The sequence below is a fragment of the Micromonospora sp. FIMYZ51 genome (genome assembly GCF_038246755.1).
GTDB lineage: Bacteria > Actinomycetota > Actinomycetes > Mycobacteriales > Micromonosporaceae > Micromonospora.
Genome location: NZ_CP134706.1, coordinates 1,259,287 through 1,283,435 on the forward strand (window position 1 = coordinate 1,259,287; position 24,149 = coordinate 1,283,435).

Annotated in this window: 24 protein-coding genes; 12 read left to right on the forward strand and 12 right to left on the reverse strand. The window is 71.8% G+C overall.

The features are described 5' to 3' along the window. Positions 1-101: 101 nt before the first annotated feature. Entirely contained in the window at positions 102-743 is a 642-nt protein-coding gene (locus QQG74_RS05950; RefSeq protein ID WP_341719287.1) for an NAD(P)H-binding protein, read from the reverse strand. A gap of 102 nt (positions 744-845) precedes the next feature. Further along, positions 846-2,078, reverse strand: a complete 1,233-nt coding sequence (locus QQG74_RS05955; RefSeq protein WP_341719288.1) for a serine hydrolase domain-containing protein — start codon at positions 2,076-2,078, stop codon at positions 846-848. 73 nt (positions 2,079-2,151) lie between these two features. On the opposite strand from QQG74_RS05955, the gene QQG74_RS05960 reads away from it, so the two are divergent. From QQG74_RS05960 to QQG74_RS05980, 5 genes are all read left to right on the forward strand, one after another. Then, positions 2,152-2,748 carry a pentapeptide repeat-containing protein gene (locus tag QQG74_RS05960; RefSeq protein ID WP_341719289.1) on the forward strand — a complete coding sequence of 199 codons (597 nt, stop codon included), beginning with the start codon at positions 2,152-2,154 and terminating at the stop codon, positions 2,746-2,748. Positions 2,749-2,877: 129 nt separating this feature from the next. Continuing rightward, a complete protein-coding gene (locus QQG74_RS05965; RefSeq protein WP_341719290.1) occupies positions 2,878-3,897 on the forward strand; it encodes a hypothetical protein in 1,020 nt (339 codons plus the stop codon). A 104-nt stretch (positions 3,898-4,001) separates the two neighbouring features. Next, complete coding sequence (locus QQG74_RS05970) at positions 4,002-4,439, forward strand: nitroreductase family deazaflavin-dependent oxidoreductase (protein ID WP_341719291.1); 438 nt, start codon at positions 4,002-4,004, stop codon at positions 4,437-4,439. 128 nt (positions 4,440-4,567) lie between these two features. Continuing rightward, a complete protein-coding gene (locus QQG74_RS05975; protein ID WP_341719292.1) occupies positions 4,568-4,909 on the forward strand; it encodes a DUF1330 domain-containing protein in 342 nt (113 codons plus the stop codon). A gap of 237 nt (positions 4,910-5,146) precedes the next feature. Continuing rightward, complete coding sequence (locus QQG74_RS05980) at positions 5,147-5,428, forward strand: adhesin (RefSeq protein WP_341719293.1); 282 nt, start codon at positions 5,147-5,149, stop codon at positions 5,426-5,428. Between the two features lie 79 nt (positions 5,429-5,507). Here the strand turns inward: QQG74_RS05980 and QQG74_RS05985 are convergent, their stop codons facing one another. Continuing rightward, positions 5,508-6,584, reverse strand: a complete 1,077-nt coding sequence (locus tag QQG74_RS05985) for a hypothetical protein (protein WP_341719294.1) — start codon at positions 6,582-6,584, stop codon at positions 5,508-5,510. 77 nt (positions 6,585-6,661) lie between these two features. Between QQG74_RS05985 and QQG74_RS05990 the strand changes: the two genes are divergently transcribed. Then, positions 6,662-6,883 carry a hypothetical protein gene (locus tag QQG74_RS05990; protein WP_341719295.1) on the forward strand — a complete coding sequence of 74 codons (222 nt, stop codon included), beginning with the start codon at positions 6,662-6,664 and terminating at the stop codon, positions 6,881-6,883. 5 nt (positions 6,884-6,888) lie between these two features. Here QQG74_RS05990 and QQG74_RS05995 read toward each other — a convergent pair whose 3' ends face one another. From QQG74_RS05995 to QQG74_RS06005, 3 genes are all read right to left on the reverse strand, one after another. After that, positions 6,889-7,395: a PepSY domain-containing protein gene (locus QQG74_RS05995; protein WP_341719296.1), complete on the reverse strand. Its 507-nt coding sequence runs from the start codon at positions 7,393-7,395 to the stop codon at positions 6,889-6,891. A gap of 123 nt (positions 7,396-7,518) precedes the next feature. Continuing rightward, complete coding sequence (locus QQG74_RS06000) at positions 7,519-8,802, reverse strand: HAMP domain-containing sensor histidine kinase (protein ID WP_341719297.1); 1,284 nt, start codon at positions 8,800-8,802, stop codon at positions 7,519-7,521. Next, entirely contained in the window at positions 8,799-9,494 is a 696-nt protein-coding gene (locus QQG74_RS06005; RefSeq protein WP_341719298.1) for a response regulator transcription factor, read from the reverse strand. The genes QQG74_RS06000 and QQG74_RS06005 overlap by 4 nt, the downstream gene beginning before the upstream one ends. Before the next feature lie 112 nt (positions 9,495-9,606). Here QQG74_RS06005 and QQG74_RS06010 point away from each other — a divergent pair, with 112 nt between their 5' ends. From QQG74_RS06010 to QQG74_RS06020, 3 genes are all read left to right on the forward strand, one after another. Then, positions 9,607-10,116, forward strand: coding sequence for a septum formation initiator (locus tag QQG74_RS06010; RefSeq protein WP_341719299.1), 510 nt, complete (start codon positions 9,607-9,609; stop codon positions 10,114-10,116). Between the two features lie 290 nt (positions 10,117-10,406). Beyond that, on the forward strand, positions 10,407-10,799 hold the full coding sequence (locus QQG74_RS06015) for a cupin domain-containing protein (RefSeq protein ID WP_341719300.1): 393 nt from the start codon (positions 10,407-10,409) through the stop codon (positions 10,797-10,799). Positions 10,800-10,929: 130 nt separating this feature from the next. After that, a complete protein-coding gene (locus QQG74_RS06020; protein ID WP_341719301.1) occupies positions 10,930-12,717 on the forward strand; it encodes a glycoside hydrolase family 15 protein in 1,788 nt (595 codons plus the stop codon). 182 nt (positions 12,718-12,899) lie between these two features. Here QQG74_RS06020 and QQG74_RS06025 read toward each other — a convergent pair whose 3' ends face one another. Continuing rightward, the gene (locus tag QQG74_RS06025) at positions 12,900-14,093 is read right to left on the reverse strand and encodes a threonine synthase (RefSeq protein WP_341719302.1); all 1,194 of its coding nucleotides are present in this window, start codon (positions 14,091-14,093) and stop codon (positions 12,900-12,902) included. A gap of 16 nt (positions 14,094-14,109) precedes the next feature. Then, positions 14,110-15,249 (reverse strand): DNA polymerase ligase N-terminal domain-containing protein, encoded by a 1,140-nt coding sequence (locus QQG74_RS06030; protein WP_341719303.1) that lies wholly within the window; start codon positions 15,247-15,249, stop codon positions 14,110-14,112. 149 nt (positions 15,250-15,398) lie between these two features. Between QQG74_RS06030 and QQG74_RS06035 the strand changes: the two genes are divergently transcribed. After that, entirely contained in the window at positions 15,399-16,187 is a 789-nt protein-coding gene (locus tag QQG74_RS06035; RefSeq protein ID WP_341719304.1) for an aldo/keto reductase, read from the forward strand. A gap of 87 nt (positions 16,188-16,274) precedes the next feature. On the opposite strand, the gene QQG74_RS06040 is transcribed toward QQG74_RS06035, so the two are convergent. Next, a complete protein-coding gene (locus QQG74_RS06040; protein WP_341719305.1) occupies positions 16,275-17,402 on the reverse strand; it encodes a cellulose binding domain-containing protein in 1,128 nt (375 codons plus the stop codon). A 272-nt stretch (positions 17,403-17,674) separates the two neighbouring features. On the opposite strand from QQG74_RS06040, the gene QQG74_RS06045 reads away from it, so the two are divergent. Next, entirely contained in the window at positions 17,675-18,781 is a 1,107-nt protein-coding gene (locus tag QQG74_RS06045; RefSeq protein ID WP_341719306.1) for an FAD-dependent monooxygenase, read from the forward strand. Positions 18,782-18,898: 117 nt separating this feature from the next. Further along, positions 18,899-20,659 carry a cytochrome c oxidase subunit I gene (gene ctaD, locus QQG74_RS06050; protein ID WP_341719307.1) on the forward strand — a complete coding sequence of 587 codons (1,761 nt, stop codon included), beginning with the start codon at positions 18,899-18,901 and terminating at the stop codon, positions 20,657-20,659. Between the two features lie 286 nt (positions 20,660-20,945). Here the strand turns inward: ctaD and QQG74_RS06055 are convergent, their stop codons facing one another. The 3 genes from QQG74_RS06055 to QQG74_RS06065 are packed head-to-tail and all read right to left on the reverse strand — an operon-like array spanning position 20,946 to position 24,149. Continuing rightward, positions 20,946-22,247 (reverse strand): MFS transporter, encoded by a 1,302-nt coding sequence (locus tag QQG74_RS06055; protein ID WP_341719308.1) that lies wholly within the window; start codon positions 22,245-22,247, stop codon positions 20,946-20,948. A 20-nt stretch (positions 22,248-22,267) separates the two neighbouring features. Then, positions 22,268-22,849, reverse strand: a complete 582-nt coding sequence (locus QQG74_RS06060; RefSeq protein ID WP_341719309.1) for an isochorismatase family protein — start codon at positions 22,847-22,849, stop codon at positions 22,268-22,270. A 13-nt stretch (positions 22,850-22,862) separates the two neighbouring features. Then, positions 22,863-24,149, reverse strand: coding sequence for a nicotinate phosphoribosyltransferase (locus QQG74_RS06065; protein WP_341719310.1), 1,287 nt, complete (start codon positions 24,147-24,149; stop codon positions 22,863-22,865).

Below are 24,149 nucleotides of genomic sequence, written 5' to 3' on the forward strand. Positions count from 1 at the left end.
GCCTCCTGAGTCGAGATCGGACCCGGCGTTCAGGGGTGTGTCGCCCGGGTCACAGCCGCTCGAATCTAACTCGCGAGCTGCTGCTTCTCAAGATCGCGGCGTCAGTAGCCTGCGGTGAAGCGCATGTTCTGGTGGCGTGGCCGCTCGATCTCATCGACCACCGCGACGGCGAGGTCCTCGTAACTGAGGACGCTGCGACCCTCGGCGTCGACCACCGGATGGTCGGTGCCGGTGCGGTACCGGCCGGTGCGTTCGCCCGGATGGAACTCCAACGGCGGGGGAGAGAGGTACGTCCAGCTCACCCCGTCGGCCGAGGAGCGGTAGAGATCCAGGGCAGCCGCCTGGCCCAGCGCCGCGTCACGGTACTGGGCGGGAAAGTCCGGCTCGTCCAGCAGCCGCGTGCCGGCCGGCGTGAGCAGGGTGGCCCCGCCGCCGACGTGGATGACCCGGGGCGCGGCCGGCATGTCGCGCAGCGCGCCGAGCAGCGCCCGGACGGCGTCGGACCAGAGCGAGTGGTCACCGCCGCCGATCGCCACCACAAGCGCGTCCGCCGCCGGTGCCAATTCCCGTACGCTGCGCTCGCTTGTGGCGTCCCCGGTGACCACCCGGATACCGGCCGGCAGGTACGACGTGGCCTCCGGCCGGCGTACCGCGGCAACGACCCGGTGCCCCCGGTTGAACGCCTCGACGGCAATCCGCGATCCGGCGGTGCCACCCGCTCCGAACACGACGATGTCGCTCACGGTCCCAGGCTATGGACCGCAGCGGTCGGCCGTCGGCGGAACGGCGATCCCGCGACGTTTCGGTCGACAAGCGTGAACTGCGGTCCTCACCGGGCCGGGTCCTCAGTCGAGCAGCGCGGAGTAGACCAGCTGCCGCAGTTGCGGCCGGATCGGCCAGGTGCTCGACGGCATCAGCTGGGTGAAGAACAGGGCGGTGATCTCCTCGACCGGGTCGACCCAGAAGGCGGTGCTGGCCACCCCGCCCCAGTAGTACTCGCCGACGCTGCTCGGCAGCCGGGCCGGGATCGGGTCGTCCACCACCGCGAAGCCGAGGCCGAACCCGATCCCGTCCAGGGTCGTCTCGGCGAACCCGCCGGTCGACAGGGTCCCCAGGTCCTGACCCCCGGGCAGGTGGTTGCGGGCCATCAGACGCACCGTGCGGGGGGCGAGCAGGCGTACCCCGTCCAGTTCGCCGCCGCGCAACAGCGCCTGGGTGAACCGGTGGTAGTCGGCCGCCGAGGAGATCAACCCGCCGCCGCCGGAGAGCAGCGTCGGCTTCTCGTACGCCAGGTCGCCGATCGCGTCGTGGCGTACCGCGCGACCGGTCGCCGGATCCGGCACGTAGAGCGCGGCGAGCCGGGCGGTGTCGGCGCCGTCGACGTACCAGCGGGTGTCGTCCATGCCGAGCGGACGCAGCACACGGTCGGTGAGGAAGGTGTCCAGGCTCTGCCCGGAGACCACCTCGATCAGCCGGCCGAGCACGTCGGTGGCGACCGAGTATCCCCAGGCGGTGCCGGGCTGGAACAGCAACGGCAGGGTGCCGAAGGCCCGGCTGGCCTCGGCCAGGTCCACGTCCGCCGGTGGGTAGAGGTCGTAGCCGGCGGCCCGGTAGAGGCCGTCGACCACGGAGGTCTGCATCCAGCCGTAGGTAAGCCCGGCGGTGTGGGTGAGCAGGTGCCAGACCCGGATCGGCTCGATCGCGGGCACGGTGTACGGCTTGAGCGTCGACCCCTTCGAGTAGACCCGCATGTCGGCGAACTCGGGCAGCCAGCGGCCGATCTCGTCGGTCAGCTCGAACCGACCCTCCTCCCAGAGGATCATCGCCGCCACCGAGGTGATCGGCTTGGTCATCGAGTAGATCCGCCAGAGGGTGTCGTCGGCCACCGGCGCAGCGGCCTCCCGGTCGCGCAGCCCGTACGTCGAGGCGTGCGCGATCTCACCGCGCCGGGTGACGACGAGCTGCCAGCCGGCCAGCCGGCCGTCGTCGACGTACCTGCCGAAGTGCTCGTCGATCCGGGCCAGTCGGGCCGGGTCGAAGCCGAGCTGTGCCGCGTCGGTGCTGCGTATCGTGCTCACCCGAGCGAACCTACCGGCCGGTACCCGTGCCGGGAAGACATCCGGTGTCAGTGTCGACGGTTAGCCTGCGGTCATGCCGGAGCCGATCGAGGACGTCACCTTCCACGACGAGGACTGGTACGCCGAGGAGCTGGCCGACCGGCACTACGTCGGCTGCGCCTTCCACCGGGTCGACCTGACCGAGGCGACCAGCCGAGGCGCGATCTTCACCGGCTGCACCTTCGGCGACGTGCGGTTCAACGTCTCCCGGCACACCGACTCGGCCTTCACCCGCTGCACCTTCATCCGGTGCAACCTGTTCGAGGCGGAGTTCACCGGGTGCAAGGTCATCGGCAGCACCTTCGACCGGTGCGACCTGCGCCCGCTGACGGTCACCGGCGGCGACTGGTCCTTCGTCACGCTTGCCGGAGCCGACCTGCGCGGGGTGCGGTTCACCGACGTACGCATGCGGGAGGCCGACCTCAGCGGCGCGGACCTGACCGGGGCGGCGGTGCGTGGCACCGACCTGTTCGACGTGCAGTGGCGGGGCGCCCAGCTGTCCCGTGCGGACCTTCGCGGCAGCGACCTGACCGGGCTGGATCCGACGGCGATACAACGGACCGGTACGGTCATCGATGTTTTTCAGGCCGGGACGCTGGCCCGGGCACTCGGCTTCGACATCCGGGACTGAGCTCTCGCCAGTGCGAAGGCCGTCCCCGCCCACTGGCGCGGAGGGCACCCTTGATGCGAATGTGAGTCGCCCCCGCATCCGGGTCGAGGTGTGCCGGTGCGAGTCCGGTCCGGCAGAAGTGGAGAGTCGGTGGCCGAGGAACATCCTGCGCCGAGCGGTGGCTCACCGTCCCGCCCCACCCGGGCCGCCCGCCACGGTGGATCCGCCCGGCACCGTTCGAAGGGCCTCGGTGGCCTGCGGGGCCGCCTGCACCGCCGGGTGGCCACCCACCGGCGACCGCCCGGGGCGCCGGGCGAGAGTCGGGCCGACACCCGCCGGCTGGTCCGGGCCCGTCGGCGTCGCCGGTACGCGGTCGAGGCGGTCGCCGCCTTCACCGGCCTGCTGGCCCTGGTCGGATTCGTGAACTGGTGGTCGGAGTCGGCCCCGGACGGTCCGGCGGAGTCCGACGGTCTGCCGGCGGTGGTCGGGCGGCCGAGCCTGCCGAGTGCGGTTCCCACCGCGCCGGCCGTGCCCGGGCTGCGGCCCCGCGACCGGTCGCCGAGTCCCAGTCCGAGCAGTTCGACGCCAAGTACCGCGCCGATGGCACCCGTCGCGCCGATCGCCCCGGTGACGCTCACCGTGCGCCGGGCGGACATCCCGGCCACTGTGGACCTGACCGAACTGGGCGGGCGCGACTGGGTGCACTGGGGGTTTGGCGGCGCCGGAACGACGGTGCGCAAACGCGACGGTTCCGCCGAGATCCGCGACCTGGGCGGTCCGGGCGAGCGGAGCGGCTGGGACGGCAATCAGGAACTCTTCGGGTGGCGCGACGGCGCGCCGGTCGAGTCCACCGATCCCACGCCCGACGGCGTCTTCACCTGCGGCGTGGGCAACGGCTTCGCGCTCGCCGTGGTCGCCGACGGTAGGCCGCGTACCGCCACTGTCTACCTCGGCGTCTGGATGGCCCGGGGCCGCCTGGACGTCGCGCTCTCCGACGGCGGCCCCAGCCGCACCCTGCGCCTGGAGGAACGCCACACCACCCAGTCCACCGCGGTCACCGTCGGCTTCCAGGCGCCGGCCGGAACCCGCCTGCTGCTCACCTGGACCGTCGAGGAGACCTTCACCCCGCACTGCGGCAACGTGGCCCTCCAAGCCCTCACCCTGAGGTGAAAGGAAGGGCACCTTATTAACGCCTCGGGTAGAGCAAGGGCCCCCTTTCAACACTCGAACGGCCGGTAGCGTGGTGGGAACGTAACCATGATCCAGGAGGGCCGATGAGCACGGGCGAACAGGTGGTGGACAGCCCCGCAGGCTGGGTCGCCGAACACATCAACAGGTACGTGGAGACCGACGGCGCCGACGGGCACGAATGGCAACCCGGCGTGTTCACGCTGCTGTTGACCACCCGTGGCCGGCGCAGCGGCCAGCTACGGCGGACCGCGCTGATCTACGGCCGGGACGGCGACGCGTACGTGATCGTCGCCTCCCAGGGCGGCGACCCCCGGCACCCGGCCTGGTACCTCAACCTGCTGACCGAACCCGAGGTGCAGGTGCAGGTCGGTGCCGACCGGTTCACCGCGCGGGCGCGGACCGCCACCGGGCAGGAGCGCGGCCGGCTGTGGCGCACCATGGCCGGCATCTGGCCGGCGTACGACGACTATCAGGCCAAGACGGACCGGGAGATTCCCGTGGTCCTGTTGGAGCGGGTCTGACCTGCTGCTCCGCCTGGGTGGGCGGCCTGTTGCGGCGCCAGCGGGGTGGCCGGTGTCGGGGGACTGGGGCAGACTGCCAGGACCGTCCGCGCTCGCCGCCGGGCGGTGCGACGACACGGGGAGGACGAATGCCCGCCTTCGCGCTGGCCCATCTGCACAATCCACAGGTCAACGAGGACATCCTGCGCTACCTGGGGCGGATCCAGGCCACCTTGGAACCGTTCGGAGGGCGGTTCCTGGCGCACGGGCCGGAGGTGACGGTGCTGGAGGGTGACTGGCCCGGCAGCCTGGTCATCCTTGAGTTTCCCGACCGCGACCAGGCGCTTGCCTGGTACGAGTCACCCGCCTACCAGGAGATCCTGCCGTTGCGTACCCGGCACATCAGCGGCTCCGCGATCATTTTCGACGGGGTCCCGCCGGATTACGACCCGAGCCGGCGGGCGGCGGCGCGGGCCCAGTCGACCGACTGAAGTCACCGAAATCTGCTGGCGTACCCGGTTCCGGCGCGGTTATTCCGGCGAATTGAATTGACTGCTGTCTATTTGACGAACGCCCTGGTAGGGGGCACCGTGGGCAGTGCGGGGGCGCGGAGGCGCCCCGATCTGACGGTGGTCCACCGCCTTCTGGGTGGGCCGATCCCGGTCCCAGGAGACCGCGACCCGGGCGTACGTACCCGGAGCCGACCTAATCCACGAGGAGTCCCCACCATGCTCACGATGACCGACAACGCCGTTCTGGTGATCCGTGACCTCGCCGCACAGCAGGACGTTGCCGAGGACGGCGGCGTACGCATCGCTGCGGACACGGTGGCCGGGTCGCTCACCGTCGAGTTGGTCGCCGCGCCGACCGAGGGCGACCAGGTGGTCGACAACCAGGGTGCCCGGATCTTCCTCGACTCCGACGCCGCCGACCTGCTCGGCGACGCCGCGGTCGACGCCACCGTGGACGACGAGGGCATCGTGCAGTTCGGGTTCACCGAAAAGCAGTGACCGACCGGCCACCGGAGCGGCAGTGACCGACCGCCACCGAAAAGCAGTGACCGTCACCGGAAGCGTGGGTGCCGCCGCCTCAGCCGGTGACCCGTCGCCGCGGCGTACGGCCATGGCGCGGCGGAGCCGGCACGGGCGGCCGGGCCGAGTCGCGGGGCGGCCGGCGCAATGCGTCGAGCACGTGGGCCAGATGGTGCGAGGTGCTCCAGGCGATCCAGTTGGTCGTCGAACCGGCTCCGGCCACCCGCCGGGCCCGGCGCAGGATCTCGTGGTCGCCCCAGGAGAGACCCGCCCCGGCCGGCGGCCAGTGCGGCGCGGACACGAGGGTGCGACACAGGTCGGTCACCCGCTCGTCACCCCGCCCGCCCCGGCGGGACCAGCGGTAGACCCACCAGGCGCCGTCGGCGGTGTACGGGACGGTGGGCAGCCGGTCGCCACCCGGGTCCACGCCGGGCGTCGCCGGGCTCACGCCGTAGTCGCCGAAGCCCACGCCCAGGTCGGCCAGCCGCAGCCAGAGCAGCCAGTCCCAGCGGTCCAGCCGGACCGGCTCGTCGGTGGGCAGCCGGTACAGCGTCGGCGGCATCCCGCCGGCCACCACACTCACCGAGTGCCACGCGTGCCGGCGGGCCCAGTCCAGCACCCGCCGGGCCCGGGGTTCGGTCGCCCGTACGTCCGCCGGGCAGCACACGTCACCGCAGTCGACCAGCAGGTCGCACTGCTCGGGTGCCAGTCGGGCGTACCGCCAGATCCGCTCCACCGATGCGGTGTTCGCGTCGGGGCCGGCCCGGTCCTGGGCGATCCGCAGCCGCACGACGGCCCGTCCGGTACCGGCCCGGGCGGTGGCGCCGTGCGCCGCCAGCCGCCGGTCACCGTCCGCCAACCCGATCACCGGCAGCATCGGTACGCCCCACCGGGCCGGTTCGATCTCCGCCAGGTCGGCTCCACCGCCGACGTCGATTGCCGGTACGAGCCCAGCCGGCAGCCGACCGATGGCGTCCACGGTGGATCGATCTACAACGGACAGTTGCAGGATCGGGGCGATTGTCGGGGCGAGGGCGGCGTCGAGGTGGCCGAGCGCCTCCAGCTCGCCCCGTCGCGCGGCGAGGATGGGGCGGTAGTGCACGTCCGCCGCCCGGCCCCCGCAGCCAGGCATCATAATTCAGAGTAGCCAGCTCATCACCCGACTCACAGGGCAGGTCGCGGAAACAACCCGGACGGGCGTCGGCCGACCGGATGCGGGCCCGCGCGGAGCACCTGGTGCCGGATCCGGTCGGTGTGCTCAAGGATCGGCGGGCCTTTTTCCGTGTGCTCAAGGATCGGCGGGCCTTCTTCCGTACCGGCCGATCCGGTCAGGGCAACGCCCTGCTAGACGACGCGACCCGGGCCCGTCACCGGACCCGGGTCGCCGCGCTGGCGCAACCGGACCTGCTCGCCTGGCTGCACCGCGACCGTTGACCCGGTCAGTCGTCGTCCCGGTCGTCGTCGTCGTCATCGTCATCGTCGTCATCGTCGACCGGCTCCTGCTCGGCCTTGACCACCGAGCCGTTCTCCCGGTCGATGTCGACCTCGTGCTCGGTGTCGCCCCGGACGATCTCGACCTCCCACACCGGCCGGCCGTTCTCCCGGTCGCGGTCGACCTCGGTGATCTGACCGCCGCCGACGTGCGCCAGCGCGATCTCGCCGGCCCGCTCCAGACTCACCGCGTCGGTTCCGCTGGCCGGCGCGCCGGTGCCGGGCGGGGTGGCCGTGCCGGTCGGGTCGGCCGGCGTGGCCGGGGTGCTGCTGTCGTCCGGCGTGGCCGGGGTGACCGGGACGCCCTCGGTCGTCGGCGCGCTGGTCGCGGCGGTAAGCGTCGTCTGCTGGGCCCGGTCGTTGTCGGCCGCCGTCACGCCCAGGAACACCCCGGCCGCCGCGAGCACCGCTGCCGCACCGCCGACCGATGCCAGGAGCAGAGGGTTGCGCCTCATCGTCTTCCACCTTTCCTCGGTTGTTGCATCGAGGATCGGTGTCGGCGGGATAGCGGCGCGCTGTCCGAACCCTAATGCCCGGTTAAGGTCCGCCGCGTCCACCACGAGCCGGGTCGAGGCGGCTCACCGGCCGGCGGCGGTTGCCCGGCCGAGCCGGAGAATCACCTCGGCACCGCCGCCGGGCCGCTCGCCCAGTTCCAGTCGGCCGCCGCTGGCCTGGGCCGCCCGGCGGGCGATGTCCAACCCGAGACCGGTGGAGCCGGCCTGGCTGGCGCCCCGACGCACCGATTCGGCCGCTATGCCGGGGCCCTCGTCGGCGACGGTCACCGTGACATGCTCGTCGGTGGGGGTGAGTCGTACGGCGAAGGCGGTGCCGTCCGGCGTGTGCGCGAAGACGTTGCCCAGCAGGGCGTCCACCGCCGCCGCCAACTCGTCGGCCGGCACCGCCACCGGCAACGGCCCCGGTGCCAGGTCCAACTCGACCGAGCGGCCGGTCTCCTCGGCCAGCACCGACCAGAACGCCACCCGCTCGGCCACCGTCGCCGCCGCGTCGGTGGCCACCGCGCCGGTGGCGGGGGTACGCCAGCGGGCCTGCTGGATCAGGCCGGTGACGGCCCGCTCCAGCCGGTCCACGGCGTCGGTGACCCGGGTGGCGTCCTGCGGATCACGCAGCGACTCCGCCTCCAGCCGCAGCGCGGTCAGCGGGGTGCGCAGCCGGTGCGACAGGTCGGCCACCTGCTCCCGCTCCTGCACCAGCAGTTCCTGGATCCGACCAGCGAGGTGGTTGAGGGCACCGCCCACCTCCCGTAGCTCCGCCGGGCCGGTCGGGCTCACCCGGGCGTCCAACTCGGCGTTTGCCAGCCGGTGCGACACCGCCGACAGTTCGCTGATCGGGCGGACCAGGGTGCGGGCCAGCCGGTCGGCCACGACCAGACCGATAAGCACAAGCAACACCCCGAGCAGGGCCAGCACCAGCCAGGCCCGGTCCACCCCGGCGGTCATCTCGGCGTACGGCACGACCGTGCGGATCACCGCCGTGCCCTCGGGACGGCCCTGTACCGCGATCACCACCTCCCGACCCTCGGCGGACTCCGCGGTGAGGCTCTCCCCGCGCCCGGCCAGTTCGACGGTGGGCGTACGGGAGCTGGGTGAACCGAGCACCGTGCCGTCGGGCAGGAAGACGCTGACCGGCCGGCCGGATTCGGCGGCCCGCTGCTCGACGGCGAGCCGGACGGTGTCCGCGTCGGCGGTGCCGACCACCGGGGCGAGGCTCTGCGCGTCCGCGGTGGCGCGTACGGTCGCCCGGTCCGCCGCGGTGGTACGCAGCAGCAGGGCCAGCGGGACCAGGAAGGCGATCACGATGAGTACGCTGACCGCGGCGACCAGCAGGGTCAGGCGGGCCCTCATCCGGTGGCCTCCGGGGCGACCAGGCGCACCCCGACCCCGCGTACGGTGTGCAGGTAACGCGGCTGCTGGGCGCTCTCGCCGAGCTTGCGGCGCAGCCAGGACAGGTGCACGTCGACGGTCTTGTCCGCGCCGCCGTACGGGATCTGCCACACCTCGGTCAGCAGTTCCCGCTTCGTCACCACCTCACCGGTGCGGCTGGCCAGGTGCCGCAGCAGGTCGAACTCGCGGGGGGTCAGCTCGACCGGTTCGCCGTCGAGGCTGACCTGGCGCGACCGGGGGTCGATCCGCAGCCCGCCGATCATGATGGTGGGGTCCTCGTCGGCCGCCCCGCCGGGCCCGCGCCGCAGCACCGCCCGGATCCGGGCGTCCAGTTGGGCGGCGGTGAACGGCTTGACCACGTAGTCGTCGGCCCCGGCGTCGAGCACCCGGACGATCTCCGTCTCGTCGTCCCGGGCGGTGGCGACGATCACCGGCACCGCGCTTACCGCCCGCAGCATCCGCAGCAGTTCGCGGCCGTCCAGGTCGGGCAGGCCGAGGTCGAGCACGACCAGGTCGGGCCGGTCGTCGAGCGCGTCGCGTAGTCCGGTCATCGCGGTGGACGCCGCCGCCACGGCGTGCCCGCGTTCGCGCAGCGCCCGCACCAGCGGCGTACGGATGGTGAGGTCGTCCTCGATCAGCAGCAGGCGGGCCACAGCAGGCAGGGTAGCTCTGCCCGGTGCCGACCTCGACCCACCGCCGGCCCGCCGGTGCTGCTTTAACGTTGCCCGAAGGTCGCCTTAACCATGGATCGGGCATAGTCGGGTGATGGGTCGCCGTACCTTCCTCGCCGTCGCCGGGTGGCTGGCCACCGCGCTCGTCGCCACCCTGATCGGGCTCGCCGCGATCCAGGTGGTGGGGGAGAGCCTCACCGGGACTCCGGGCGGCGTACGCAGCCAGGAGGAGGTCGCCCGGGCGTTGGCCGAGCCACCGGCGACCGTGCCGACCACCCCGCCGACCGGCGCCCCGCTGCCGACCGGGTCGGGCGGCCCACCGGAGCCGGGTGGGCAGAGCCCGACGCCGCCGCCGACGAGCCCGAGCGCCGAGGCGGCGAACCGGCGCAGCTTCAGCACCCCGGGCGGCAGCGCGATCGCGGTGTGCGTGCCGGGCGGGGTGTGGCTGGAGTTCTGGTCGCCACGGCAGGGCTACCGGGTCGACGACGTCGACCGGGGGCCCGACGACGACGCCGAGGTGAAGTTCGTCGGCCCGAGTGGCAGCTACGAGCTGTCGGTGCGGTGCGTGGGCGGGGTCCCGGTGCTGGAGCCCGACGACGACTGACCGCGCGGCCGTGCCGCGTGCTGATGGTGCCGCGTGCCGGGGAGGTCCCCGTGCTCCCGGGGGCCGGGCACGAGCGCGCGGCGCCGTTCCAGCCGGAACGTCGCCGCGCTCGACCGTCTCCCACCGCCGCAGCCGTACGGCGGTACGTCAGCGGGGACCTGGTATGGCCGGCGGTGCCGGCCGGTCCTGTCGATCCCCGTTCGAGCCGGGGACAAACCCTCGAACCGGCGCTGATTCCACCATTTGCGAGTCCTGGCGTGGGTCGGCCCGTGACGGGGTATGTGCGGGGCATGGAGCACTTCACTATCGCGACTGTCGCCGAGAAGAGCCCGGACTTCCGGCGCGTGCTGTGGACCGGGCAGAACACCCAACTCGTGATCATGACCATTCCGCCCGGGGGTGAGATCGGCGAGGAGGTGCACGAGGGCATCGACCAGATCCTCACCTTCGTCAGCGGCACCGGTGAGGCCCGGGTCGCCGGTGAGAAGCGCGAGGTCGTGCAGGGGGATCTGGTTGTCGTACCCGCCGGTACCAAGCACAACTTCGTGAACACCGGCCCGAATCCGCTTGTGCTCTACACGGTCTACGGCCCGCCGGAGCACGCCGACCAGGCGGTGCACCGAACCAAGGAGGAGGCCGACGCAGCCGAAGCCGCCGGCCAAGACGAACCCCCCACCTCCTGACCTGCACCCCGCCCTGACCCCCGTCGATCTTGCACTTTTGGTCGTGATTGTGCCGCTTCTGCGACGTATGCGGCGACACAAAGTGCAAGATCGACGGGGGTCAGGGCGGGGATCGGGGTACCCGGAGCGGATGGAGCAGCCGGCCATCTCCGACTACGGATTTCTCTCCGACTGCCGCTCCGCCGCCCTGGTCGGCCGGAACGGCTCGATCGACTGGTGGTGCCCGGACCGCTTCGACTCGCCCTCGGTCTTCGCTCGGCTGCTCGACCCGGACGGTGGCCACTGGCGGCTCGCGCCGGTCGGCACCGGGCACCGGGTGCAGCGGTCGTACCAGCCCGACACGCTCGTGTTGCGTACGGTGCACCACACCCCGGAGGGCAGCGTCGCGGTGACCGACGCGCTCGCCGCCGAACAGGGTGCCCGCGCACACCAACTCGGCATGCACTCGCCGGCCGTACTGCTGCGGGTGGTGGAGGGTCTGTCCGGCCGGGTGCGGATGGCCGTGGATTTCCGGCCCCGACCGGAGTACGGCCTGCTCACCCCGTACCTGCGGGAACAGGACGACGGTTCCGTGCTGGCCAGTGCCGGCCCGGTCGTGCTGGTGCTGCGCTGCGCCGGGCTGCGGTTGCGCGCCGCCGAGGACCGGGTCCGGCACAGCTTCGAGGTGGCCGCCGGAGAGGTGGTCGGCTTCGACCTCGCGTACGGTGCCGCCTACGGTGATCCGCCGGTCCGGATGGACCCGGTGGCGAGCGTCGGCGACACCGTACGGGCCTGGCAGGCGTTCCGCGAGAGTCACCACTACGACGGCCGGTACGCCGAGGTGGTCCGGCAGAGCGCGACCGTACTCACCGGGCTGACGTACGCCCGCAGCGGTGCGGTCGCCGCGGCACCGACCACGTCCCTGCCGGAGAAGCTCGGCGGTGACCGCAACTACGACTACCGCTTCTCCTGGCTGCGCGACTTCGCCATGACCATGCGGGCGCTCTGGGTGGCGGCCTGTCCGGACGAGGCGTCCCGGCTGTTCGCCTGGGCGGCCTACTCGACGGGCCGGATCGGCGATCAGCCGGTGCCGGTGCTGTTCGGGCTGGAGGGGGAGCGGGACATCTCCGAGCACCTCTGCGCCAACCTGGCCGGCTACGCCAACAGCCGGCCGGTACGCATCGGCAACGACGCCTGGCAGCAGCGGCAGCTGGACGTGCCCGGCGAGGTCGTCTCGGCGATCTGGCGGCTGCGCGACTATCTCGGCGACCAGTTCGGCGCGGAGTTGGGGGAGATGGTCCTCGGGCTCACCGAGCAGGTGGCCGCCACCTGGCAGCTGCCGGACCGGGGCATCTGGGAACCCCGGGACAGCGAACGGCAGTACCTGTCCTCCAAGGTGCTCTGCTGGGTGGCGATGGACCGGGCGGTGCGGCTGGCCCCACGCCTGGGCGAGCGGGCGGACGCCCGACGGTGGGCGGGCATCCGGGACGAGATCCGGGCCACCGTGCTACGTGAGGGGTACGACGAGCGCCGTGGCGCGTACACCGGCGCCTTCGGTTCGGCCGAGCTGGACGCCGCGGCGCTGTACCTGCCGGTGGTGGGTTTCCTGCCGGCGAACGACCCGCGGATGCGGGCGACGATCGAGGCGATCGAGCGGGAGCTGGGCGCGGGTGGCGGGCTGATCCGCCGCTGGGCCGACGACCCGGCGGGCTTCCTGCTCTGCTCGTTCTGGCTGGTGGAGTGCCTGGTGCTGGCCGGTGAACGGGAGCGGGCCGAGCGGCTGTTCGCGGAGGTGGCCGGGCACGTCAACGATGTCGGGCTGCTCAGCGAGCAGATCGACCCGAGCACCGGGGCACATCTGGGCAACACCCCGCAGGCGTTGTCGCACATCGGCCTGATCAACGCCGCCTGGCGGCTGACCGATCCCACAGCTGACTAGGATCCGTCCTTATCTCTGCTCCACCTCGTACCAGCGGCACGTGGTGATGGACAACATCGCCGCCACCTCGACCAAGGTGAACTGCATCTACTCGTCGCCCGACAGCACCTACCGCTGATCCGTACGGCTGATCCCGCAAGATTGCCGATGCCCCGGGCGCCCCAGGCCCCGGGGCGTCGTGGTCAGCGGGGCAGCACCGGTACGCCGGAGACGTCCACCGTCTCCGGATACTTCACGCCCGCACCGGTGTTCAGCACCACCACCCGCTCGCCGGCCCGGATCCAGCCGCCGGCTCGCAACTTCCGGGCGGCGGTCAGGCAGGCCGCCCCCTCGGGGCAGAGCAGCAGCCCCTCCCAGGCGGCGAAGTCGCGCAGGTCGGCGAGGATCTCGTCGTCGTCCACCGCGATCGCGGTGCCGGCGGTGGCCCGCAACGCGGCCAGGATCAACTCGTCGCCGAGGGGTGCCGGCACCGTGATGCCGAACGCCACGGTGTGCGCGTCCGCCCAGGGCCGGGCGCGATCCTCGCCAGCGGCGAACGCCCGCACGATCGGCGCGCAGCCGGTGGACTGCACCGCCACCAGCCGGGGCAGCTTCTGCTCGATCCAGCCCAGTTCCCGAAGTTCGCCGAGGGCCTTGTGGATGCCGATCAGCCCCACCCCGCCGCCGGTCGGGTAGACGATCACGTCGGGCACCTGCCACCGCAGTTGCTCGATCAACTCGTACCCCATCGTCTTCTTGCCTTCGAGCCGGTACGGCTCGCGCAGCGTACCGGCGTCGAAGATGGTGCCCGCCGACGCCGCGACGAGCGCGGCGACCTGGCGCCCGGCGTCGCCGATCAACCCGTCGACCAGGCGCAGGTCGGCGCCGGCGGCCACGCACTCCCGCCGGCAGATGGCCGGCGCGGAGAGCGGCATCGCGATGGTCGCGCCCATCCCGGCGCGGGCCGCGTAGGTGGCCCAGGCGGCGCCCGCGTTGCCGTTTGTCGGCATGGCGATCCGCCGGATGCCCAGTTCCCGGGCGCGGCTGACGCCCACCGCCGCGCCGCGCGCCTTGAACGAGCCGGTCGGCGTCAGCCCCTCGTCCTTGACCAGCAGGTCGTCGACGCCGATCTGGGTGCCGTACCTCGGTGCCCGCAATATCGGGGTCCAGCCCTCGCCGAGGGTGGTGACGCAGGCCGGGTCGGTCACCGGCAGCAGCTCCCGGTAGCGCCACAGGTCGGCCGGACGCAGCCCGAACCGCTCCGGCTCGACCCGTCCGGCCACCGTCGCGAGGTCGTAGCGGGCCAGCAGCGGGGAGCCACACCCACAGAGGTTCTGCGGTATGCCGGCGTCGTGCTCCCGTGCGCAGCGCGGGCACTCAAGGTGGGTCAGGTACACGCTGCTCCTCGCCGTCTCAGCTCGCGTCGACGCTGCGCCACGCCGGGCTGCGCCGCCCCGGCTCGTACCCCGAGTCCAGCCGCTTCGCCAACACCCCGGGCAGCCCCTGCTCGCGGGCCGCCGCCAGGGTCTCGGCACCGGCACCGGCAAACCACGGCGGAGTCTGCCAGCGCGGCCCGGCCAGGGCCAGCCCATCGAGCAGCTGCCGGCGCTGCGGGTACGCCAGCCCGGTGCTGGTCACCCCCTCCAGCCAGAGCAGGTCGACCAGCAGGTACTGGGTGTCGGTGGCGCCCCGCCCGCCGTGGCCCGGTCGGCCTCGTCCGCTGCGGCCCGCCCGGTCGCCTCCGCCGTGGTCCGGCTGGCCGCTCGCCGGGTGGCCCGGGTCCGGGCGGCCGGCGCGCGGCGGGCGGACCCGGCCGGCCTGGTCGATGCGGACCAGGACGCCGTCAAGCACCGCCTCGGTCGGGGCCAGCGCCTCGGCCATCGCCCGCAGCCACGGGTACTCCCCGGTGATCTCCTCGCCCGTCTCGGCGAGCAGCCGCAGCCGGCCACCCGACACGTACGCCACCGCCCGGATGCCGTCCCAGCGCAGCTCGAAGCCCCACTGCGACGGGTCGGCGGGCAGCCGGGCGGCCCGGGTGGAGTGCATCGGCGCGACCAGCTCCGGCATGCTGGTCCAGCCCGGTGGCGCCGGATCGGTACGCCGTACCATCCAGTCCCGGTCGCCCCGGCCGCCGGTGGCGAACAGCACGTACCGTCCGGCGGTCCGGTCGCCGTGCAACTGCACGACCACCTCGCGGTCCTGCCACTTCTCGCAGTGGTAGGTGCCCCGGTCGTGGATGGTCATCCGCCCGCCGCCGTATTCGCCAGCCGGGATCTCGCCGGCAAAGTCGAGATACTCCATCGGATGGTCCTCGGTGTGCACGGCGAGGTGGTTGCGCCCGGGCTCCCGGGGCAACCCGCGTGGCACCGCCCAGGAGGCGAGTACGCCGTCGCGCTCCAGCCGCAGGTCCCAGTGCAGGCTGCGGGCGTGGTGCTGCTGGATGACGAACCGGGCCCGACCGCCGGTGCGTCGGCGAGGGCGTTCGGGCGGTACCGGCTCCGGGGTACGCGCCGCATCCCGCTTGCGCCGGTACTCCGTCAGCCGGTCAGCCACACCCCGCATTGTCCGACAAATTGGGCCGGCGCGCCGCTCGGCCCGGCCGGCGCGCCGCTCGGCCCGGCCGGCGCGCTGGGGCGCGGCGTGGCGGCAGCTCGTCCCCCGGTGCGGGCATGCCGGCGGAGATCGGGGGTAGAACGGTCGGTATGGACCACGCTGACCACCCCGTCGCCCTTCTCTCCGGCGACGTCCGGATTCCGCTGCTCGGCTTCGGCACCTGGCAGGCCACCGGCGAGGCCGGTTTCAAGGCCGTGCTGGCCGCGCTCGACGCGGGCTACCGGCACATCGACACTGCCACGATGTACGGCAACGAGGAGGAGATCGGCCAGGCGGTACGCGAGAGCGGGGTGCGCCGGGAGGACATCTTCATCACCACCAAGCTGCCGCCGGAGCGGGTCGGCCGGGAACGGGAGACGATCGAGCAGAGCCTGCGCGCCCTCGGCGTCGATCACGTCGACCTGTGGCTGATCCACTGGCCGCCGGCCGACCCCGGTGACCTGATCCCGGCCTGGCGGGAGATGCTCGCCATCCGCGAGGCGGGCCTGGCCAGGGCGGTGGGGGTGAGCAACTTCAGCACCGCCCAGATCGACGAGCTGATCCAGTCGACCGAGGAGAACCCGGCGGTCAACCAGATCAAATGGAGCCCGCAGCTGTACGACCGGCAGCGGCACGCCGAGCACCGGGACCGTGGGGTGGTGCTGGAGGGCTACAGCCCGTTCAAGGCCGCCGACCTGTCCGATCCGGTGCTGACCCGGATCGCCGCCGCACACAACGTCTCGCCCGCCCAGGTGGTGCTGCGCTGGCACATCGACCACGAGATCGTGGTCATTCCCAAGTCGGTCACGCCCGAGCGGATCCGGGCCAACGCCGACGTCTTCGGCTTCTCGCTGACCGCCGAGGAGATCCGCGACATCGACGCCCTCGGCAGGGGCTGAGCGGCTGTCGGCAGGCGGACTGCCCTCCGACAGATGTTAAGAGGGGCCCCTTCCTATACGCGAGGCGTTAGGAAGGGGCCCTTCCTTTCACCTACAGGTGGTGCCGTTGAGGGTGAAGCTGGTGGGGGAGGAGTAGCTGCCGTTCAGGGTGCCCTGGTAGCCGAAGCTTGCGGTGCCGCCGGGGGCGATCGTGCCGTTGTGGCCGACGTTGCGGGCGGTCACCGAGGAACCGCTCTGGCTCACCGTCGCGTTCCACGAGTTGGTCACCTGCTGCCCGGACGGCAGCGAGTACGCCAGGGTCCAGCCGTTGATGGTGCTCGACCCGGTGTTGGTGATCTGCACGTCGGCGGTGAAGCCGTTGTTCCAGGAGTTGGCGGTGTACCGCACCGCGCACGCGCTGTTGCCCGACGGCGGGGGCGTGGTGGGGTTGCCGGTCGTCGGTGGCGGGTTGTTGCCGCCGCCGTTGACCGAGGCCGAGAAGTTCGTCACGGCCAGACCGACGCCGCCCTGCCAGGGCTCGAACCCGGCCTGGATGCTTGTCAGGTACCAGGAGTTGGTGATCGCGCCACGGTTGCGGGTGTCGTTGATGAAGGCCAGCAGGTTGAGGTTGGCGCTGCTGATCGCCGACGGGGCCAGGTACGAGATGACGTTGTTGGAGCCGTTGCTGCCCCGCCAGACCTCCCAGTTGCGCCCGTCGATGTTGGCGTTGCCGACAGGTGAGCCGATGGGCTGGATCGAGCCCTGCCGGTTGAGCCAGATCATGATCTCCATCTGGTTCACCCCGTCCCGCTTCGGTGACGGGTCGAGCCAGATGTCGTACGAGGCGTTGTAGGTGGCCCCGCTGACGTACCGGTAGTTGATGCTGCTGGTCGCGCTGCTGATCTGGCTCACCTGGATCGGCAGGTTGGTGCCGGGCGAGCAGTTGGTGTAGTGGCAGCCGAGGAAGACCGACGGGTAAGCCGTGGGCGCACCGTTGGTCGGGCTGCTGCCGTTCTGGGTGGTGATCTCGAAGCCGCTGCTGGTGACGTTGATGCACTGCTGGGCGGTGGTGCCCCAGCGGTTGTTCTGCACCACGTACCGGTTCTGGATCACGGTGCTGCCGTACTGCTCGCAGATCTGGGTGTCGGCGGAGGCGGTGCCGCCGACGGCCACCGCGACGATCGAACCGGCGGCGAGGAGGCCGGCGGCCGCTAAGGCTCGCAGGGTACGTCTCATGATGCTCCTTGCGCTGCGGCGTCACCTCGACGCCGGGACGGGTTGCGGACGGAGCGGTCGGAAACGCTCGTTTGCCGGGGTGGGGGTCCGGGAGCGCTCCCATGCTCATCGTCACATTTACATGTATGAAACAACGATCGCAACCGGCGAGGAGAAATGCGGGGAAAAAAGCGCTCTGCCGCGCTCCGGTTGCCTCTGGCGTGCGCCGATTGCGCCGAGTAGTGTCTTGCCTTCAACGCGTGCCGAATCCCCCTCCGGAGGCGTACACCCCCATGCGTGGCTCCCCCCTGCGCATTCTCGTCGTCGGCGCGGGCATCGCCGGCCTGGCCGTGGCCCGGGCCCTGCGTCTGGCGGGCTTCCGCCCGGACGTCACCGACAAGGCCCCGCCCGGCGAGTTCACCGACGCCGGCCTCTACCTACCTGGCAACGCGGCCCGAGCGCTGCGCCGGCTGGATCTCGACGGTCCGGTCCGCCCGTACGGGCAGGTCATCCACACGCAGCGCTTCCTGGACGCGGCCGGTGCGCCGCTCTGCGAGGTCGACCTCGACGTGCTCTGGGCCGGCGTCGGTGAATGCCGGGCGTTGGCCCGCTCCGACCTGCACCGGGTACTGCTCAGCGGGGCCGGCGGGGCGGTCCGGCACGGGGCCGAGGTGCGCACCATCGACCTGCTGCCGGCCGCCGTCGGCGTCACCTTCGTCGACGGCACCCAGACGGAGTACGACCTGGTCATCGGTGCCGACGGGCCACGGTCGTCGATCCGGGCGCTGGCCGCACTCGGCGGTCCACCCCGCCCCGCCGGTCAGGTGGTCTACCGCGGTGTCGTGCGGCACGGCCCGGTGGTCGACGAGTGGACCGCGCTGCTCGGGCTGCGCAGCGGCTTTCTCGTGGTGCCGATCGGCGCTGGCCGGCTGCACTACTACGCGGACGAGGCGGGCACCGAGCCGCCGACCGATCCGCGGGCCCGGCTGCGCGAGCTGTTCGGCGACTACGGCGGGCCGGTGCCGGAGGTGCTCGACGCGCTCGACGCGGTGCACGTCACCACGACCGACGAGGTCGAACTCGGCCGCTGGTACCGGGGCCGGGTGCTGCTGGTCGGTGACGCCGCACACGCCACCGCGCCGACGCTGGCCCAGGGTGCCGCGATGGCACTGGAGGACGCGGTGGTGCTCGCCGAGTCGCTGAGCGCCGCGAGCAGCGTGGAGGCGGCGCTTACCGCGTACGAGAGTCGCCGCCGGCCGCGTACCCGATGGGTGCGGGACCGGACCCGGGACCGCGACCGCACCCGGGACGTGCCCCCGGCGCTACGTGATCCGCTGTTGCGTGGGCGGGGCGGGCGGATCTTCGGCGAGCACTACCGGTTGCTTCTCGGCCCGCTGTGATCCACGCCTGGTGACCCCACGCGGCGCTCTCACCTGCCGGGGACTATCCTCCTTGCGGATGACGGCCCGCAGAGACAACGCGTGCCGAGCGGGACAACCCAGAACCGGAGGCCACTCGTGACCACCGTCGCACCCAAGCCGGTCGTGACCCGGCCCTGGCCGGTCCACGAGCCGGTCAAGGGGTCGGCCATCGCACGGCTGTTGCGAACCACGGACGCGAAGCAAATCGGGATCATGTACATGGTCACCGCGTTCGTGTTCTTCATGATCGGTGGCGTGATGGCCCTGATCATGCGGGCCGAACTGGCCCGGCCCGGGCTGCAGTTCCTGTCGGCTGAGCAGTACAACCAGCTGTTCACCATGCACGGCACGATCATGCTGCTGTTCTTCGCGACGCCAATCGTGTTCGCGTTCGGCAACTACGTCGTGCCGATCCAGATCGGCGCGCCCGACGTGTCGTTCCCCCGGCTGAACAGCTTCGCGTACTGGCTCTACCTGTTCGGTGGCACCATGGCCACCGCCGGCTTCCTCACCCCCGGCGGCGCGGCGGACTTCGGCTGGACCGCGTACACCCCGCTGAGCACCACCGAGCATGCGCCGGGCGTGGGCGCCAACATGTGGGTCGTCGGCCTGGCCATCTCCGGTCTCGGCACCATCCTCGGCGCGGTCAACCTGATCACCACGATCCTGACCCTGCGCGCCCCCGGCATGACCATGTTCCGGATGCCGATCTTCACCTGGAACATGCTGGTCACCAGCCTCCTGGCGATCCTGGTCTTCCCGCTGCTGGCCGCCGCGCTGTTCGCCCTCGCGGCGGATCGGATGCTCGGCGCGCACGTGTACAGCCCGGAGACCGGTGGGCCGATGCTCTGGCAGCACCTGTTCTGGTTCTTCGGCCACCCCGAGGTCTACATCATCGCGCTGCCGTTCTTCGGCATCATCAGCGAGATCATTCCGGTCTTCTCCCGCAAGCCGATCTTCGGCTACAAGGGTCTGGTCGCCGCCACCATCGCCATCGCCGGCCTGTCGATGAGCGTCTGGGCGCACCACATGTTCGCCACCGGCCAGGTGCTGCTGCCGTTCTTCAGCTTCCTGAGCTACCTGATCGCCGTGCCCACCGGTATGAAGTTCTTCAACTGGATCGGCACCATGTGGCGGGGGCAGATCAGCTTCGAGACCCCGATGCTGTTCTCCATCGGCTTCCTGGTCACCTTCCTGCTCGGTGGTCTGACCGGCGTGCTGCTGGCCGCCCCGCCGCTCGACTTCCACCTGCACGACTCGTACTTCGTGGTGGCGCACTTCCACTACGTGCTCTTCGGCACCATCGTCTTCGCGGTCTTCGCCGGTATCTACTTCTGGTTCCCGAAGATGTTCGGCCGGATGCTCGACGAGCGGCTGGGGAAGATCCACTTCTGGTTGACCATGATCGGCTTCCACATGACCTTCCTGGTGCAGCACTGGCTGGGCAACGAGGGCATGCCCCGGAGGTACGCCGACTACCTGCCCGGTGACGGCTTCACCACGCTGAACATGGTCTCCACGATCGGTGCCTTCATCACCGGCATCTCGACGCTGCCGTTCATCTACAACTGCTGGAAGTCGTACAAGGCCGGACCGGTGGTCGAGGTCGACGACCCGTGGGGTCACGGCAACTCGCTCGAGTGGGCGACCAGCTCGCCGCCGCCGCTGCGCAACTTCGACCGGATGCCCCGGATCCGCTCCGAGCGGCCGGCCTTCGACGCGAAGTTCCCGGAGCTGGCCGCCGGCAACCAGAGCCTGGCCGGTCCACCCGAGGGTGGTTCCAAGCCGCTGACCAGCGAGTCCGACGGCGGCGCCAGCTACCAGGAGGACACCTCCAGCGACGTCGACCGCCGCTGACCCACCCCGAACCACCCGCCGGGCGCCGTCCCCCCAGGGGCCGGCGCCCGTCCCTATCCCCACCCCCACCCCCACCCCCACCCCACCCCCACCCCCACCAGCTCCCGCGATCTTGCAGTTTGGGTCGCCTATTTGTGGCCTTTTAGACCCTTATGGAGCGACCGAAAGCGCAAGATCGACGCGGCGGGGGTGTGGGCGACGCGGGAGGGGTGTGGGTGACGCGAGGAGGGTGTGGGTGACGCGGGGAGGGGTGTGGGGCAGGAAGGTCCCTGGGGAGGTGGGGGACTTAGGTGGTCTTGGTGAGGGTGGGGGGGTTGGCGGCGCCTTTGGCGGTGGCACAGGCTGCAGCGGTGGCAGAGGCTGCGCGGGCGTCGGATCGGCGGTGACGGAGTTCGATCGGCAGCACGGCGAGGGCGACCACAGCGCCGATAGCGCCGGTGACGGCGAAGCCCCAGAGTGGTGCCGAGGCGTCGATCACCGCGCCGGCCAGCGGGGCGCCGATGGCCATGCCGACGGTGACCGCGGAGCCGTGCATCCCCATCGCCTCACCACGGACACTTGCCGGGGCGAGCCGGCTGACCGCGTCCGAGGTGGCCGCGATGGTGGGCGCGCAGAGCAGGCCGGCGGGGAGCAGCGCCAGGCCGAGCAGCCACCAGTGTGATCCGCCCAGCCCGACGGGGATGGTGGCCAGGCTCAGCCCGCCGATCAGCGCGACCGGGGAGAACGGGCGGTGGACCGCGCCGTAGGCGAAGCCGCCGACAAGCGACGCGACCGCCCAGACGGAGAGCACCGCGCCGGTGAACGCGGCGTCGCCGTTCTCCCGCAGCACGGCGATGACCGCCACGTCGGTGCCGCCGAGTACCAGGGTGGCCGCGGTGCTCACCGCGAAGATGGCGACCATCCGCGAGGTGAGCCACTGGCGGCGGGCGATCCTCGGCTGCGGTCCGGCCGCCTGCTCGGTGGCGTTGCGTACCGGGGGGTTGAGCAGCCACAACGCGACACCGGCGACCACGATGCCGGCGCCGACCAGGTAGAGCGTGAGTCGGGCCGAGATGGTGGTGACACCGACCGTGGCGAGCGCCGGGCCGATCATGAACGACAGTTCGACCGACATCGAGTCCAGCGCGTACGCCGGGCGGCGCCTCTCCAGCGGCACCAGCGCGGCGATGGACTGCCGGATCACCGAGAAGATCGGCAATGCCAGCAGACCGGCCACGAAGGCGGCCGGCAGCAGCAGCGAATAGGAGAGCTGTGGCGCGATGGACCAGAAGATCGCTTCGGCCACTGTGGTGAGGACCAGCACCGGACGCAGGCCGCGCCGGTCCACCAGCCGACCGAGCAGCGGACCGCCGATCGCCGCGCCGACGGTGATCGCGCCACCGACCAGGCCGGCCGCCCCGTAACCGCGCCCGAGATCCTGCACGACGTAGAACGTCAGCGTCACACCGGTCGCGGTCAGCGGGACCCGGGCCAGAATCGCCACCAGCAGCAACGACCGCAAACCGGGCAGGGCAAGCGCCGCCCGGTAAGGCTTCATGTTCACGTCGGTCCGTACCTCCGCCGGACATCCTCGGCCGGAGGTAGGCATCCCGCCAACGAATTACCGGATCATGCGGCCCTGATCACAGGCTCGCCGTGCATGGTGATCCCGGCACCGTCGAAGGCGCGCAACGCGACGTCGGTGGTGTCCGGCGCGACGGCCGCGGTCAGGTCCAGCAGTACGGTGGTGGCGAAGCCCTCCCGGGCCGCGTCCAGGGCGGTGGCCCGGACGCAGTGGTCGGTGGCGATGCCGACCACGTCGACCCGATCCACCCCGTGCCGGCGCAGCCAGTCGGCCAGACCCTCGCCGTCCTCGGCGTGCCCCTCGAAACCGGAGTACGCGGCGGCGTACTCGCCCTTGTGAAAGATCGCCTCGATCCGGTCGGTGGCCAGTTCGGGGTGGAACTCCGAACCGGGGGTGCCGACCACACAGTGCCGGGGCCAGGTGCTCACGTAGTCGGGCGGATCGCCGAAGTGCGAGCCGGGATCGACGTGATAGTCCTTGGTCGCCACCACGTGCGCCCAGCGGTCCGGCTCGCTGGCCAGCAACCGGGAGATGCCGGCGGCCACGCCCGCGCCTCCCGCCACGGCCAGGGAGCCGCCCTCGCAGAAGTCCTTCTGCACGTCCACGATGATCAGCGCGTTGGGCACCGACTCGCTCCTCTCAATCGGCGGGTACCACGGTGACCGGAACCGCCGGGTCGCCGGCGGAGAGTTTCAGGCCCTCCCAGGGAATGGAGATGAGGCACTGCCGCAGATGCTCCCGCGCCTCGTCCAGCGTCGGCAGCGGCACCGGCTCGCCGCCCACCACGTACGAGCGTTGCAGCAGCCGGTCGTTGGGATGCCGGTCGGGTACGCCCTGCGGGACGATTATCTCCTCGGTGGCGGTGCCGGTCGGCTTGTGCCGCCGGACGGCCACCTTGCGTCCGCCGATGGTGGCCTTCTGCTCGGAGCGCTTGACCACCGGGCGGCCCGCCACCTCGACCAGCTTGTAGACCAGGCCCGCCGTCGGTGCCCCGGAGCCGGTGACCACGGCGGTGCCCGCGCCGTACATGTCCACGGGTTCGGCGGCCAGCGCGGCGATCGCGTACTCGTCGAGGTCACCGGAGACGATGATCTTCGTTTCGGTGGCCCCGAGCGAGTCCAGCAACTGGCGGGACTGCTGGGCGATGACGGCCAGGTCGCCGGAGTCGATCCGGACGGCCCGCAGCTCCGGCCCGGCCACCTCGATCGCGTTGCGGATGCCCTGGCTGATGTCGTACGTGTCGACAAGCAGCGTGGTCTCCTTGCCCAGCGTGGCGACCTGCGAGGCGAATGCCGTCCGCTCGTCGTCGTGCAGCAGGGTGAACGCGTGCGCGGCGGTGCCCGCCGTGGGGATGCCGTACCGCTGCCCGGCGGCCAGGTTTGAGGTGTAGCGGAAGCCGGCCAGGTAGGCCGAGCGGGCCGCGGCGACGGCCGCCTCCTCGTGCGCCCGGCGCGACCCCATCTCGATCAGGGCTCGACCCCGGGCCGCGGTCACCATCCGGGCCGCGGCGGCGGCCACCGCGCAGTCGTGGTTGAGCACCGAGAGCACAAGCGTCTCCAACACCACACACTCGGCGAAGGTGCCGGTCACGGTCAGGATCGGTGAGCCGGGGAAGAACAGCTCGCCCTCGGCGTACCCGTCGATGTCGCCGGTGAACCGGTAGTCGGCCAGCCAGGCGGCGGCCTGCTCGTCGACCACGCCGGTGCGGCGCAGGAAGTCGATGTCGGCCGGGTCGAAGCGGAAGTCGCGGATCAGGTCGATCAGCCGGGCGGTGCCGGCGACCACGCCGTAGCGGCGGCCGGCCGGCAGCCTTCGGGTGAACACCTCGAACACGCAGGGCCGATCCGCGGTGCCGTCCCGCAGGGCGGCACTGACCATGGTCAGCTCGTAGTGATCGGTCAGCAGCGCGGGACGAAGGCTGTGCAC

Coding starts and splice junctions, on each gene's coding strand:
- QQG74_RS06015 (WP_341719300.1), top strand. CDS start 10,407: ATGGAGCACTTCACTATCGCGACTGTCGCCGAGAAGAGCCCGGACTTC.
- QQG74_RS05975 (WP_341719292.1), top strand. CDS start 4,568: ATGCCCGCCTTCGCGCTGGCCCATCTGCACAATCCACAGGTCAACGAG.
- QQG74_RS05990 (WP_341719295.1), top strand. CDS start 6,662: ATGCGGGCCCGCGCGGAGCACCTGGTGCCGGATCCGGTCGGTGTGCTC.
- QQG74_RS06040 (WP_341719305.1), bottom strand. CDS start 17,402: ATGAGACGTACCCTGCGAGCCTTAGCGGCCGCCGGCCTCCTCGCCGCC.
- QQG74_RS06020 (WP_341719301.1), top strand. CDS start 10,930: ATGGAGCAGCCGGCCATCTCCGACTACGGATTTCTCTCCGACTGCCGC.
- QQG74_RS06010 (WP_341719299.1), top strand. CDS start 9,607: ATGGGTCGCCGTACCTTCCTCGCCGTCGCCGGGTGGCTGGCCACCGCG.
- QQG74_RS06000 (WP_341719297.1), bottom strand. CDS start 8,802: ATGAGGGCCCGCCTGACCCTGCTGGTCGCCGCGGTCAGCGTACTCATC.
- QQG74_RS06045 (WP_341719306.1), top strand. CDS start 17,675: ATGCGTGGCTCCCCCCTGCGCATTCTCGTCGTCGGCGCGGGCATCGCC.
- QQG74_RS05980 (WP_341719293.1), top strand. CDS start 5,147: ATGCTCACGATGACCGACAACGCCGTTCTGGTGATCCGTGACCTCGCC.
- QQG74_RS05995 (WP_341719296.1), bottom strand. CDS start 7,395: ATGAGGCGCAACCCTCTGCTCCTGGCATCGGTCGGCGGTGCGGCAGCG.
- QQG74_RS05970 (WP_341719291.1), top strand. CDS start 4,002: ATGAGCACGGGCGAACAGGTGGTGGACAGCCCCGCAGGCTGGGTCGCC.
- QQG74_RS05985 (WP_341719294.1), bottom strand. CDS start 6,584: ATGATGCCTGGCTGCGGGGGCCGGGCGGCGGACGTGCACTACCGCCCC.
- QQG74_RS06035 (WP_341719304.1), top strand. CDS start 15,399: ATGGACCACGCTGACCACCCCGTCGCCCTTCTCTCCGGCGACGTCCGG.
- QQG74_RS06055 (WP_341719308.1), bottom strand. CDS start 22,247: ATGCCTACCTCCGGCCGAGGATGTCCGGCGGAGGTACGGACCGACGTG.
- QQG74_RS05960 (WP_341719289.1), top strand. CDS start 2,152: ATGCCGGAGCCGATCGAGGACGTCACCTTCCACGACGAGGACTGGTAC.